The sequence below is a fragment of the Streptomyces sp. MRC013 genome, assembly GCF_023614235.1.
Lineage (GTDB): Bacteria > Actinomycetota > Actinomycetes > Streptomycetales > Streptomycetaceae > Streptomyces.
The window spans coordinates 1,276,108-1,290,018 of the sequence record NZ_CP094264.1 but is presented as its reverse complement, the minus strand read 5'-3'; the positions used below and the strand labels follow the sequence as shown (position 1 = coordinate 1,290,018).

Here is a 13,911-nt window from a genome sequence, read left to right as displayed (position 1 = left end):
AGGGGCGGGGGAGCGGGCGGGTCACGCGGAGCCGCGCGGCACGGCCTGCGCCTGGATGGCGGTGATGGCCACCGTGTTCACGATGTCGCTGACGAGCGCGCCGCGCGACAGGTCGTTGACCGGCTTGCGCAGGCCCTGCAGCACCGGGCCCACGGCCACGGCGCCCGCCGAGCGCTGCACGGCCTTGTAGGTGTTGTTGCCCGTGTTCAGGTCCGGGAAGACCAGCACGGTGGCCCGGCCCGCCACCTCCGACCCCGGCAGCTTCGTCGCCGCGACGGACGGTTCCACGGCGGCGTCGTACTGGATCGGCCCCTCGACCCTCAGCTCCGGGTGCCCGGCGCGGACCAGCTTCGTCGCCTCCCGGACCTTGTCCACGTCCGCACCCGACCCCGAGGTGCCGGTCGAGTACGACAGCATCGCGATCCGCGGCTCCACGCCGAACCGGGCGGCCGTGGCGGCCGACTGGACGGCGATGTCGGCGAGCTGCTCGGCGTCCGGGTCCGGGTTGACCGCGCAGTCGCCGTACACGAGGACCTCGTCGGCCAGGCACATGAAGAACACCGACGACACGATGGAGGCGTCCGGCTTCGTCTTGATGATCTCGAACGCGGGCCGGATCGTCGCCGCCGTCGAGTGCACCGACCCCGACACCATGCCGTCCGCGAGGCCCTCCCGCACCATCAGCGTGCCGAAGTAGTTGACGTCCGACACGACGTCGTACGCCAGCTCCACCGAGACGCCCTTGTGGGCGCGCAGCTCCGCGTACCGCTCCGCGAAGCGCTGCCGCAGCTCGGAGGCGACCGGGTCGACCAGCTGCGCGCCGGACAGGTCGACGCCCAGGTCGGCGGCCTTCCTGCGGATGGCGTCCGGGTCGCCGAGCAGCGTCAGGTCGCACACGTCGCGGCGGATCAGCACGTCGGCGGCGCGCAGCACCCGCTCCTCCGCGCCCTCCGGCAGGACCACCCGGCGGCGGTCGGCGCGGGCCTGCTCCAGCAGTTCGTGCTCGAACATCATCGGCGTGACGCGGCCGCTGCGCGCCACGGAGATCCGCTTCAGCAGGTCGGCCGTGTCGACGTGCCGCTCGAACAGGCCCAGCGCGGTCTCCGCCTTGCGCGGGGTGGCCGCGGTCATCCTGCCCTCCAGCGCGAACAGCTCCTGCGCGGTGGGGAAGCTGTTGCCGCTGACCGCGATCACCGGGGTGCCGGGGGCCAGGCGGGAGGCGAGGGTGAGGACCTCCTCGCCGGGCTGCTCGTTCAGGGTGAGCAGGACGCCGGCGACGGGGGGCGTGCCGGCCGAGTGCGCGGCCAGCGCGCCCACCACCAGGTCGGCGCGGTCGCCGGGGGTCACGACCAGGCAGCCGGGGGTCAGGGCGTTGAGGAAGTTGGGCAGCGTCGCGCCGCCGAAGACGAAGTCCAGGGCGTCGCGCGCCAGCCCCGAGTCGTCGCCGAGCACGACGCGGGCGCCCAGCGCGTGGGCGATCTGCGCGACCGTCGGGGCGGAGAGCGCCGGCTGGTCGGGCAGGACGTAGCAGGGGACGGGGAGGCGGGCCGCGAGCCGTTCGGCTATCGCCTCCCGGTCCTCGGCGGCGACCCGGTTCACGGCCATGGCCAGGACGTCGCAGCCGAGCCCGTCGTACGCGCGGAAGGCGTTGCGCGCCTCGGCCCGCGCCTCGTCGGCGGACCGGCCCTTGGCGCCGACGACGGGGACGACGGAGGCGCCGAACTCGTTGGCCAGGCGGGCGTTGAGCGCCAGCTCGTCGGGGAGCTGCGTGGCGGCGAAGTCCGTGCCCAGGACGAGGACGACCTCGTACGCGCGCGCCACCGCGTGGAACCGCTCCACCAGGTGCGACACGAGCGCGTCGGTGCCCTGCTCGGCCTGGAGCGCGGCCGCGTGCGCGTAGTCCGTGCCGTACACGGTCGCCGGGTCCTGCGGCAGCCGGTAGCGGGCGCGCAACAGCTCGAACAGGCGGTCCGGCCCGTCGTGCACCAGCGGGCGGAACACCCCCACCCGGTCCACCTGGCGGGTGAGGAGCTCCATCACCCCCAGCTCGACGACCTGGCGGCCGTCCCCGCGCTCGATCCCGGTCACATACACGCTGCGCGCCACGCCGTGTCTCCTGTCCGTCAAGGGAGTGTGCGACCAGTGCTCCGTATCGGCGAAAGAACACCTCAGGAGAGGAATTCACACCCTCTTGACAATACCCGTGCGAGTGAGTAAAGCGCCCGCTGGGCGGGAGGGGGAACGCGAAGGTCGCGGCCCCGTTCCGGGCGGCCCCGGCGGCCCCGCCCGGGGACCCCGGTCGAGCGGTCGGCGGGGCGGGGGGCGCGCGCCCCGTGGAACAATTCGGGTCATCCCCCACGGCACGGCGATCCACTACCGAGCAGGAGAGACAGCACGATGCGCATCGGAGTTCTCACCGCAGGCGGCGACTGCCCCGGCCTGAACGCCGTGATCCGCTCGGTCGTGCACCGCGCGATCACGGGCCACGGGGACGAGGTCATCGGCTTCGAGGACGGGTTCAAGGGCCTCCTCGACGGCCACTACCGGCCCCTCGACCTGAACGCCGTCAGCGGCATCCTCGCCCGCGGCGGCACGATCCTCGGCTCGGCCCGGCTGGAGCGCTCCCGGCTGCGGGAGGCCGCCGAGAACTGCGGCGAGCTGCAGCGCCGGTACGGCATCGACGTCCTCATCCCGATCGGCGGCGAGGGGACGCTGACGGCGGCCCGCATGCTGTCCGACGCGGGCATGCCGGTGGTCGGCGTCCCCAAGACCATCGACAACGACATCTCGTCGACCGACCGCACCTTCGGCTTCGACACGGCGGTGATGGTCGCCACCGAGGCCATAGACCGCCTGAAGACCACCGCCGAGTCGCACCAGCGCGTGATGGTCGTCGAGGTGATGGGGCGTCACGCGGGCTGGATCGCCCTGGAGTCCGGCATGGCCGGCGGCGCCCACGGCATCTGCCTGCCGGAGCGGCCCTTCCAGGTGGACGACCTGGTCAAGATGGTCGAGGAGCGGTTCGCGCGCGGCAAGAAGTTCGCGGTGGTCTGCGTCGCGGAGGGCGCGCGCCCGGCGGAGGGCTCCATGGAGTACCGCAAGGGCGAGATCGACCAGTACGGGCACGAGCGGTTCACGGGCATCGGCACCCGGCTCGCCAAGGAGCTGGAGAGGCGCCTCGGCAAGGAGGCCCGGCCCGTGATCCTCGGCCACGTCCAGCGGGGAGGCACGCCGACCGCGTACGACCGGGTGCTCGCGACCCGCTTCGGCTGGCACGCGGTGGAGGCCGCGCACCGGGGCGACTTCGGCGGGATGACGGCGCTGCGCGGCACGGCCATCACGACGGCACCGCTCGCGGACGCGACGACGCGGCTGAAGACGGTGCCGGAGGACCGGATGCTGGAGGCGGAGTCCGTCTTCTGACCGTCCTGCGGCCACCGCGCCCCCGAACCCGGGCGCCGGACGGCGCAGGGCGGCCGTTCGCCTTCCCGCCCCGCCGGCCTCCGAGCCCGCCGGGGCGGGACGCCCGGCCCGTGCCGGGCGCGCGGCTCCCTACGCGGCGGGACCGGGTGCCGTACCCGGTCCGCCCGGTCGGCGGCCGTCCGCCTCCGGGCGCCACCGGTACTGGAACTCCGGGCGTCCGACCTGGCCGTACCGCGGGCTGCGCTCCGCCCGCCCGGCGGTCACCAGGTGCTCCAGGTACCGGCGCGCGGTGATCCGGGAGACGCCCACGGCGGCGCCCGCCTCGGCGGCGGTCAGCCCGTCGGGCGCCGCGCGCAGGGCGCCGGCCACGGCGGCGAGGGTCGGGCCGCTCAGGCCCTTGGGCGGCGCGGCGGGCCGCGGGGTGCGCAGCGCGGCGAGCGCCCGGTCCACCTCGTCCTGCCCGGACGCCTCGCCGACGGCCGCGCGGAACTCGGCGTACCGGGTGAGCCGGTCCCGCAGCGTGGCGAACGTGAACGGCTTCAGCACGTACTGCACGACCCCCAGCGACACGCCCTCCCGTACGACCGCCAGGTCCCGCGCGGAGGTCACGGCGATGACGTCGGCCGTGTGCCCGGCGGCCCGCAGCCCGCGCAGGAGCTGCAACCCGTGGCCGTCCGGCAGGTACAGGTCGAGGAGGATCAGGTCGACGGGCGTCCGTTCCAGCAGCCGTACGGCGGCGGCGCGCGAGTGGACGACGCCGACGACCCGGAAGCCCGGCACGCGCCCCGCGTACAGGGCGTGCGCGTCGGCGGCGACCGGGTCGTCCTCGACGACCAGCACCCGGATGCCGGGCGGGCCCCCGTCCGCGCCGCCGTCCGCCCCGGCCCCGCCGCCCGTGTCCGCGCTCACCCCGCCGCCTCCGTCCCCGCCCCGGTCGTCCCCGCCCCCGCCCGGCCCGACTCCGCCCCGTCCGCGCCCGCCCGGTGCGGTGCGTCCGCCAGCGGCAGCCGTACCGTGAATTCGGCGCCGCCCTCCGGGCCGGTGCCCAGCTCCACGCGGCCGCCCGCGCGGTGGGCCGCCTGGCGCACCAGGGGCAGGCCGAGGCCCCGCCCGGGGCCGCGCGTGGACCAGCCGCGCGCGAACACCGCCTCCGCCTCGGCGGGCGGCACGCCCGGCCCGGTGTCCGCGACCCGCAGCAGCAGCTCGCCGTCGGCCGCGGCGAGGGTCACCGTCACCCGCGAGCCCGCCGAGCCCTGCGCGGCGTCCACGGCGTTGTCGACCAGGTTGCCCAGGAGGGTGACGAGGTCCCGCGCCGCGAGGCCCGGCGGCAGCACCCCGTCGTCGATCCGGCTGTCGTCCGCCAGGACCAGCTCGACGCCCCGCTCGCTGGCCTGGGCCGACTTGCCGAGCAGCAGCGCCGCCAGCACCGGCTCGCCGACCGCGTCGACCACCCGGTCCGTCAGCGCCTGCGCCAGCTCCAGCTCCGCCGTCGCGAACCCGACCGCCTCCTCCACCTGGCCCAGCTCGATCAGCGACACGACCGTGTGCAGCCGGTTCGCCGCCTCGTGCGCCTGCGCGCGCAGCGCCCGGCTGAAGCCCCGCTCGGAGTCCAGCTCCCCGGCCAGCGCCTGCAGCTCGGTGCGGTCCCGCAGCGTCACCACCGTGCCGCGCCGCTGCCCGCCCACCACGGGCCGGGTCGACACGACCAGCACCCGGTCCGCCGTCAGGTGCGGCTCGTCCTGGCGCGGCTCGGCCGCCAGCAGGGCTCCCGTCAGCGACGGCGGCAGCCCCAGGTCGGCGACCGGGGTGCCCACGGCGTCCCCGGGCAGGCCCAGCAGCTCCCGTGCCCCGTCGTTGACCAGCGCGATCCGCCGCCGCCCGTCCAGCATCAGCAGCCCCTCGCGCACCGCGTGCAGGGCGGCCTGGTGGTAGTCGTGCATCCGGCCCAGCTCGGTGGCGTTCATGCCGTGGGTGTGCCGCCGCAGCCGCGCGTTGACCACGTACGTGCCGACCGCGCCCAGCGCCAGCGCCGCGCCCGCGAAGCCGAGCAGCGCGGTCACCTGCCGCCGCAGCTGCTCGCTGATGCGGTCGACGGTGATGCCCGCGCTGACCAGGGCGACGACCCGGTCCCGGTGCCACACCGGCGTGACCGTCCGCACGGACCGGCCCAGCGTCCCCTCGTACGTCTCCGTCAGCGTCCCGCCGCGCTGCGCCGCGTCGATGTGGCCCAGGTACGTCCCGCCTATCCGGTCCGGCTCGGGGTGCGTCCAGCGCGTCCCGTCCGGGGCCATCACCACGACGAACGTCACCCCGCGCCCGCCCGTGAGGGCGTCGGCGTACGGCTGGAGGGCGGCCGTCGGGTCGTCCGAGCGGGCGGCGGCGACGACCGAGGGGGAGCCGGCCACGGCCGTCGCGGTGGCCGTGGCCTGCCGGCGCGCCGTCTCCTCGGCCTCGGCGCGGTCGGTGACGTACGCGAAGACCGCGCACCCGGCCACGACGACCGCCACCAGCACGGCCTGCATGGCGAACAGCTGGCCGGCGAGGCTCCGGGGGCGGGGAAAACGCATGCGGTCCAGTCTGCCCGGCCGGAAACGGGTGAACGAAGCGTGAGAACAAAACGAACGCAAGGGTGACCCGGTTCACAGGGGTGGTGGATAGTCGCGGGGATCCACCGGGACGTGGACCGACCGCTTCGAAGGAGGACCCCGTGGCCGCACGGCGGGAACGCACCCACTATCTCTACCTGGCCGTCATCGCGGCGGTCGTGCTCGGCATCGCGGTCGGCTTCGCCGCGCCGGACGTCGCGAAGGGCCTCAAGCCGCTCGGCACCGGCTTCGTCAACCTCATCAAGATGATGATCTCGCCGGTGATCTTCTGCACGATCGTGCTGGGCGTGGGCTCGGTCCGCAAGGCCGCGAAGGTGGGCGCCGTCGGCGGCCTGGCCCTCGGCTACTTCATGGTCATGTCGACCGTCGCGCTCGCCATCGGCCTGGTCGTCGGCAACCTGCTGCAGCCCGGCGCCGGGCTGCACATCACCGCCGAGACCCGCGCGGCGGGCGAGCAGCAGACCGAGGGGGCGAGCGAGGGCACCGCCGACTTCCTCCTGGGGATCATCCCCAAGACCCTGGTGTCGGCGTTCACGGAGGGCGAGGTCCTCCAGACGCTGCTGGTCGCGCTGCTCGCGGGCTTCGCGCTCCAGGCGATGGGCCGGGCGGGGGAGCCGGTGCTGCGCGGCGTCGGGCACGTCCAGCGGCTGGTCTTCCGCATCCTGGCCATGATCATGTGGGCGGCGCCGGTCGGCGCGTTCGGCGCCATCGCCGCGGTGGTCGGCTCGACCGGCGTGGACGCGCTGAAGTCGCTGGCCGTCATCATGCTCGGCTTCTACGCCACCTGCGTCGTCTTCGTCTTCGCCGTGCTGGGCGGGCTGCTGCGGCTGGTGGCCGGGGTCAGCGTGTTCGCGCTGTTCAGGTACCTGGCGCGGGAGTTCCTGCTGATCCTGTCCACGTCGTCGTCCGAGTCGGCGCTGCCGCGGCTCATCGCGAAGATGGAGCACCTGGGCGTCAGCAAGCCGGTCGTCGGCATCACCGTGCCGACCGGCTACTCCTTCAACCTGGACGGCACCGCGATCTACCTGACCATGGCGGCGCTGTTCGTCGCCGAGGCGATGGGGCAGCCGCTGGCGCTCGGCGATCAGATCTCGCTCCTGGTCTTCATGGTCATCGCGTCGAAGGGCGCGGCGGGCGTCACGGGCGCCGGGCTCGCGACCCTCGCGGGCGGACTCCAGTCGCACAAGCCGGCGCTGGTCGACGGCGTGGGCCTGATCGTCGGCATCGACCGGTTCATGAGCGAGGCGCGGGCCCTGACGAACTTCGCGGGCAACGCGGTCGCGACGGTGCTGATCGGTACCTGGACGAGGGAGATCGACAAGGAGCGGGCCGCGGAGGTGCTCGCCGGACGGGCGCCGTTCGACGAGACGACGCTGCTGGACGACGGGCACGGCCCGGCCGGCGAGGACGCGGCGGCGGCGGACGCGCCCGCCCGGACGGCCGGGCGGCCGACCGGGGCGGAGGAGCCCACCGGGCACTGACGGCCGGCGGCCGGTCGACGGGTGGGGCGTGGGAGCGGGACGGGTCCGTTCCCACGCCGCTTCGGCGGGGCCCCGGCGCGTACCGGCGGTGGCGCGGCGGGACCGGCGCCGCCCGGCCCGCGGCATGAAGAAGCCCCGCGCCGATGGTGGGCGGGGCGGAAGACGCGTAGAGTGGATGATTCCGTGCGCGGGCATGGCGAATAGGCGTGCGGAATCAACAAGCAAATCCTATCGCGTCGGGAGTGGAATTGTCAATCGGGGAGACGGAGGCGCTGCGCGGGGAGCAGCGGTTCGTCAGCGGGCTCTACGACCGGCTCGACGTGCTGCGCGAGCGGACCGAGGCCGCCGTGCGGGACGCGCTGGGGAGCGACGCCGGCGGGCGGCAGGCGCGGATCGAGCGGGACGTGGCCGTCGCCGAGCAGTCCGGGCTGCTCGCCGCATACCACGCGGGCGACCAGGGGCTGTGCTTCGGACGGCTGGTGTTCCGGGACGGAGGGGACCACCACATCGGGCGCATCGGCATCCGCGGGGACGACGCCGAGCGCACCCCGCTCGTCGTCGACTGGCGCGCCGAGGTGGCCCGCCCCTTCTACCTGGCGACCGGCCACACCCCCATGGGCCTCGTCCGGCGCCGCCACCTCACCACCCGGGGCCGCGAGGTCACCGCCCTGCACGACGAGATCCTCGACCTGCGCGACACCACGCGCAGCGGACACGAGGGCCGCGACGCCGACGCCGTGCTGCTCGCCGCCCTCGACGCCGCCCGCACCGGCCGGATGACCGACATCGTGCGGACCGTCCAGGCCGAGCAGGACCGCGTGATCCGCGCCCCGCACCAGGGCGTCCTCGTCGTCGAGGGCGGCCCCGGCACGGGCAAGACCGCCGTCGCCCTGCACCGCGCCGCCTACCTGCTGTACGCGCAGCGGGAACTGCTGACCCGCCGGGCCGTGCTCGTGGTCGGGCCCAACGCCGCGTTCCTGCGGTACGTCGGCGACGTGCTGCCCGGCCTCGGCGAGACCGGCGTACTGCTCGCCACCGTGGGCGAGCTGTTCCCCGGCGTCCGCGCGACCGGCGCCGACACCCCGGAGGCCGCCGAGATCAAGGGCCGCGCCGCCATGGCGGACGTCCTCGCCCGGTTCGTCCGCGACCAGCAGACCGTGCCGCCCACCCGGGAGCCCCTGGAGATCGACCACGAGGACCACGGCACCCTCCTCCTCGACCGCGACACGGCCGAGGACGCCCGCCGGGACGCCCGCTCCACGGGCCTCCCGCACAACCTGGCCCGGCCCCGCTTCGCCGCCCGGATCGTCGACGCGCTCACCGCGCGGCTCGTGGACCGGCTCGGCGCCGACCCCACACGGCGGGCCGAACCTCCTCGACGCCTCCGACGTCGCCCAGCTCGGCAAGGAGGTCGCCGCCAGCGCCGAGGTGCACGCCGCCGTCGACCGGCTGTGGCCGGTCCTCACCCCGCAGCGGCTGGTCGAGCGGTTCCTGGAGGCCCCGTACGGCTACCTGCCCGACGGCGAGGCGGAGTTCGTGCGCCGCGAGCCCGGCTCCCCCTGGACCCCGGCCGACGTGCCGCTCCTCGACGAGGCGGCGGAACTGCTCGGCGAGGACGACTCGGCCGCCCGGGCCGCCGCCGCCCGCGAGCGCGCCCGGCGCGTCGCCTACGCGCAGGGCGTCCTCGACGTGTCGTACGGCTCGCGGACGTACGAGTTCGAGGACGAGGAGTCCGAGGTGCTCGCCGCGCACGACGTCGTCGACGCCGAGCGGTTCGCGGAGCGCCACGAGGAGGAGGACCGCCGCACCGCCGCCGAGCGGGCGGCCGCCGACCGCACCTGGGCGTTCGGGCACGTCGTCGTCGACGAGGCGCAGGAGCTGTCCGCTATGGCCTGGCGGCTGCTGATGCGCCGCGTCCCCACCCGCTCCATGACCCTCGTCGGCGACCCCGCCCAGACCGGTGACGCGGCGGGCTGCGGCTCCTGGCGGGAGATCCTCGCCCCGTACGTGGGGGACCGCTACGAGCACGTCACGCTCGGCGTGAACTACCGCACGCCCGCCGAGGTCATGGAGGTCGCCGCGGAGGTGCGGCGCGCCGAGGAGCCGGACTTCCGGCCGCCGCGTTCCGTGCGCTCCACCGGCGTGCGGCCCTGGGAGACGATGACGGACGACCTGCCCGCCGCCGTCGCGGAGGCGGTCGCCCGCGAGACCCGCGACGAGGGGCGGCTGGCCGTCATCGCGCCCGCCGCCCACCACCCCGCCCTCGCCGCCGCGCTCCCCGGCGCGTCGCACGGCCCCGACCCGGACCTGACCCGGCCCGTCGTCCTCCTCGACCCGCGGCAGGCCAAGGGCCTGGAGTTCGACACGGTGGTCGTCGCCGATCCGGACGCGATCCGCGCCGCCGGGCCGCACGGCGTCAACGACCTGTACGTGGCGTTGACCCGCGCGACCCGGCGCCTGGGCACCGTACGGCTCAGGCCGGCCTGAACCAGACCGTGGCCAGCGGCGGCAGCGTCAGGCGGACGCCGTCCGCCTCGCGCTTCAGCGGGCCGGCGTTCCGCACGCCGCTGCCGCCGTACCGCACGGCGTCCGTGTTGAGGACCTCCTCCCAGACGGGCACGGACTCCGGGGCCCACAGCCGGTACCCGTCGCGCACCACCGGCGAGAAGTTGCTCACCGCCAGCAGCGGGGAGCCCTGCGCGTCGTACCGCACGAACGCGAAGACGTTGTCGTCGGCGGCGTCGCCCAGCGCCCACCGGAAGCCCTCGGGGACGGTGTCCCGCTCCCACAGCGCGGGCGTCGCCCCGTACACCGCGTTCAGGTCGCGCACCAGGTCCCGCACGCCCCGGTGGTCGCCCGCCGAGTGGTAGTCGTCGGCCAGCAGCCACCACTCCGGGCCGTGCGCCTCCGACCACTCCGCGCCCTGCGCGAACTCCTGCCCCATGAACAGCAGTTGCTTGCCGGGGTGGGCCCACATGAAGCCCAGGTACGCGCGGTGGTTGGCGCGCCGCTGCCACCAGTCGCCCGGCATCTTCGACACGAGTGCCTGCTTGCCGTGCACCACCTCGTCGTGGGAGATCGGCAGCACGTAGTTCTCGCTGTACGCGTACACCATCGAGAACGTCATCTCGTCGTGGTGGTACTTGCGGTGCACCGGCTCCTTGGAGACGTACACCAGCGAGTCGTGCATCCAGCCCATGTTCCACTTCAGCCCGAAGCCGAGGCCGCCCCGGTCGGTGGGGCGGGTCACGCCCTCCCAGGCCGTGGACTCCTCCGCGACCGTCACCACGCCGGGGCAGCGGCGGTAGACGGTCGCGTTCATCTCCTGCAGGAAGCGGACCGCGTCGAAGTTCTCCCTGCCGCCGTACTCGTTGGGCGCCCACTCGCCGTACTCGCGCGAGTAGTCCAGGTACAGCATCGAGGCGACCGCGTCGACGCGCAGGCCGTCGATGTGGAACTCCTGGCACCAGTACACGGCGTTCGCCACGAGGAAGTTGCGCACCTCCGTGCGGCCGTAGTCGAACTCCAGCGTCCCCCAGTCGGGGTGCTCGGCGCGGCGCGGGTCGGGGTGCTCGTACAGCGGGGTCCCGTCGAAGCGGGCCAGTGCCCAGTCGTCCTTGGGGAAGTGCGCCGGCACCCAGTCCACCAGGACCCCGATGCCCTCCCGGTGCAGCCGGTCCACCAGGTACCTGAAGTCGTCCGGCGTGCCCAGCCGGGCCGTCGGCGCGTAGTACGAGGTGACCTGGTAGCCCCACGACGGGCTGTAGGGGTGCTCGGCGACCGGCATCAGCTCCACGTGGGTGAAGCCGAGGTCCTTCACGTACGCCGGCAGCACCTCGGCCAGTTCGCGGTACGACAGCCCCGGCCGCCAGGACGGCAGGTGCACCTCGTACACGGAGAACGGCGCCTCGTGCACCGGGCGCTCCCCCGGCGGGCCATCCACTCCCCGTCCCGCCACTCGTGGTGCGAGGCGGTGACGACGGAGGCGGTCTCCGGCGGGCACTGGGTGCGGCGGGCCATCGGGTCGGCGCGCAGCGAGTGGTGCCCGTCCGGGCCGACCACCTCGAACTTGTACAGCGTGCCCTCGCCGACGCCGGGCACGAACAGCTCCCACACCCCGCTGGCGCCCAGCGAGCGCATCGGCAGGCCGGTGCCGTCCCAGAACGTCCAGTCCCCGGCCAGCCGCACCCCGCGCGCGTTCGGCGCCCACACCGTGAAGCGCGTCCCCGCCACGCCCTGGTGGGTCATCACGTGGGCGCCGAGCGCCGTCCACAGCTCCTCGTGGCGGCCCTCCCGGATCAGGTGCAGGTCCAGCTCGCCCAGCGCGGGCAGGAACCGGTACGGGTCGTGGACCTCCAGGTCGGCCTCGTCGTACGAGACGAGCAGCCGGTGGCCGGCCGGCACCCCGGGCAGCGGCAGGACGCCCGAGAACAGGCCGTCGCCGTCGTCGTGCAGCGCGTGCCGCTCCCCGCCGGGCAGGACGACGGCGACCCTCCGGGCGTGCGGGCGCAGCGCCCGGAACACCACCCCCTCCGGCACCGCGTGGGCGCCCAGCAGCCCGTGCGGGTCGTGGTGCTCGCCGGCGAGCAGCCGCGCCCGGTCGGCGCCCTCCAGGGGCTGCGCCGGCACCCCGTCGCCCTCCTCCCGCGGGCGGGGCGGCCGGCGGGCCGCGGCGGGCGCCGCGGGGGCGGCCGGCCCGGGGGAGCCCTGCGCGGGCGCCTCCGGCGCGGGGGCCTCCATGGGGGTGACGACCGGCTGCGCGGTCCTCGTCGTGGGCGGTTTGCGGGTCGGACGGCGGGGGGTCACGGGAGAGGTCCTCCTCGATGGAGTGGGGTGGAGTGGGGCGGGACGGACGGGCCCGGGGCGGGCGCCGGGTCAGTCGAGCCGGTCGGGGGAGGACCGCGGAGACCCGGAGAGCGCCCGCCCGGAGGACGGAGGGACCGGATCCGCGTCCGGTGGCGAGGCCAGGCGGCGGACGGCCGCCATCGGCACGCGCAGCCAGTCGGGGCGGTGCCGGGCCTCGTAGACGACCTCGTACACCGCCTTGTCCGTCTCGTACGCGCGCAGCAGCGCCCCGTCGGCACGCGGGTCGCGGCCGGACGCGTCGGCGTAGCCGGAGCAGTACGCCTCACGGCAGCGCTCCGCCCACCCCGGCCGCCGCGGGTGGTGCGAGTGGGCGGCGTAGTCGAAGGAGCGCAGCATCCCGGCGACGTCCCGCACCGGCGGCTGCGGGCGGCGGCGTTCGGCGAGCGGCTTGGCGGGCTCCCCCTCGAAGTCGATCACCGACCACTCGCCGTCCGGGGTGCGCAGCACCTGCCCCAGGTGCAGGTCGCCGTGGACCCGCTGGACGTGCCGGGCGCCGTCCCCGGCGAGCGCGGCGACGGCCTCGAAGGCGGCGCGCAGCCCGGGGACGTATGGCACGAGCGCGGGCACCGCCCGGGCGGCGGCGTCCAGGCGGCGGCTCATCGCGACGGCCAGCTCCCGTGCCCGGCGCCGGGTGAGCGCCGCCGTGGGCAGCGCCCGGGCCAGGGCGGTGTGCACTTCGGCGGTGGCCCGGCCCAGGGCGTGCGCCTCCGGGGCGAAGTCGCGGCCGGCGGCCAGCGCGTCGAGGGCGAGCCGCCAGCCGTCCCGCGAGCCGCGCAGGTACGGCTGGAGCACGCCCAGCGTCGAGCCGTCCGGGCCGGACCCCGCCTCGTACCAGGCGACGGGCGCGGGCACCCGGGGGCAGCCGGAGCGGGCGAGGGCGAGCGGCAGCTCCAGGTCCGGGTTGGCGCCCGGGTGGATCCGCCGGAAGACCTTCAGGATGTACGCGTCGCCGTAGACGAGCGACGTGTTCGACTGCTCGGCGTCCAGCACGCGCAGGGGCAGCCCGCCGGGGACGGCCGCCGCCCGGTGGAAGGACAGCGGGCCGGCCGCGCCGGGCGACCGGAGGCGTTCCAGGAGCAGCGAGGCGAGCCTCGGGTCCTGGAGCGCCTCGTACACGGTGCGCCCCGCCAGCGGCCCCCGGGTGGCACGCCCGACCAGGGCGGGGGCGAGCCGGGGAGGGAGGGTGTCGCACACGCCCAGCAGCAGCTGGTAGCAGTCGCCGGGCGGGGCGGGCGGGACGTCGGCGCCGGGCTGCCGCACGCGGACGAGCAGGTGCAGCAGCCCGGGTCCGGCGGCGCCGGGCGGGAGCAGTTCGGTGGCCGACACGAGGGTGAAGCCGGTGACGGGTTCCCCCTTCCCGGCGAACCACCGTCTGCGCGGCAGCCATTCGTGGAGCAGCGGCGCCAGCGACGGCAGCAGGGCGGCGGGTGCCCGGGCGGTGGATGCGGTCTCCGACATGGCAGCGCGTCCTTTCCCCGGGTACTACAGAATGCACGGAATGTGCAGAGTGTCCCGGAATCGGCATGAGCTGTCCG

6 protein-coding genes and 2 pseudogenes are annotated in these 13,911 nt (G+C 75.5%); 3 read left to right on the top strand and 5 right to left on the bottom strand.

All coding sequences use genetic code 11. The features are described from left to right. Positions 1-21 precede the first annotated feature (21 nt). Positions 22-2,106, bottom strand: coding sequence for a phosphate acetyltransferase (gene pta / locus LUW75_RS05625; RefSeq protein ID WP_250334630.1), 2,085 nt, complete (start codon positions 2,104-2,106; stop codon positions 22-24). 291 nt (positions 2,107-2,397) lie between these two features. Here pta and LUW75_RS05620 point away from each other — a divergent pair, with 291 nt between their 5' ends. After that, positions 2,398-3,423, top strand: coding sequence for an ATP-dependent 6-phosphofructokinase (locus LUW75_RS05620; RefSeq protein WP_250334629.1), 1,026 nt, complete (start codon positions 2,398-2,400; stop codon positions 3,421-3,423). 129 nt (positions 3,424-3,552) lie between these two features. Here LUW75_RS05620 and LUW75_RS05615 read toward each other — a convergent pair whose 3' ends face one another. Then, positions 3,553-4,269 (bottom strand): response regulator, encoded by a 717-nt coding sequence (locus tag LUW75_RS05615; RefSeq protein ID WP_250337561.1) that lies wholly within the window; start codon positions 4,267-4,269, stop codon positions 3,553-3,555. A gap of 59 nt (positions 4,270-4,328) precedes the next feature. Beyond that, positions 4,329-5,990, bottom strand: coding sequence for a sensor histidine kinase (locus tag LUW75_RS05610; protein ID WP_250334628.1), 1,662 nt, complete (start codon positions 5,988-5,990; stop codon positions 4,329-4,331). A 140-nt stretch (positions 5,991-6,130) separates the two neighbouring features. On the opposite strand from LUW75_RS05610, the gene LUW75_RS05605 reads away from it, so the two are divergent. Together LUW75_RS05605 and LUW75_RS05600 are read left to right on the top strand one after the other, a co-directional pair. After that, positions 6,131-7,510, top strand: coding sequence for a cation:dicarboxylate symporter family transporter (locus tag LUW75_RS05605; protein WP_250334627.1), 1,380 nt, complete (start codon positions 6,131-6,133; stop codon positions 7,508-7,510). A 272-nt stretch (positions 7,511-7,782) separates the two neighbouring features. After that, positions 7,783-9,997: pseudogene (locus LUW75_RS05600) on the top strand (HelD family protein). Here the strand turns inward: LUW75_RS05600 and glgB are convergent. Beyond that, positions 9,984-12,316 (bottom strand): annotated as a pseudogene (gene glgB / locus LUW75_RS05595) (1,4-alpha-glucan branching enzyme). The pseudogenes LUW75_RS05600 and glgB sit on opposite strands and share 14 nt — an antisense overlap. A gap of 69 nt (positions 12,317-12,385) precedes the next feature. Continuing rightward, complete coding sequence (locus tag LUW75_RS05590) at positions 12,386-13,834, bottom strand: maltokinase N-terminal cap-like domain-containing protein (RefSeq protein WP_250334626.1); 1,449 nt, start codon at positions 13,832-13,834, stop codon at positions 12,386-12,388. Positions 13,835-13,911 lie beyond the last annotated feature (77 nt).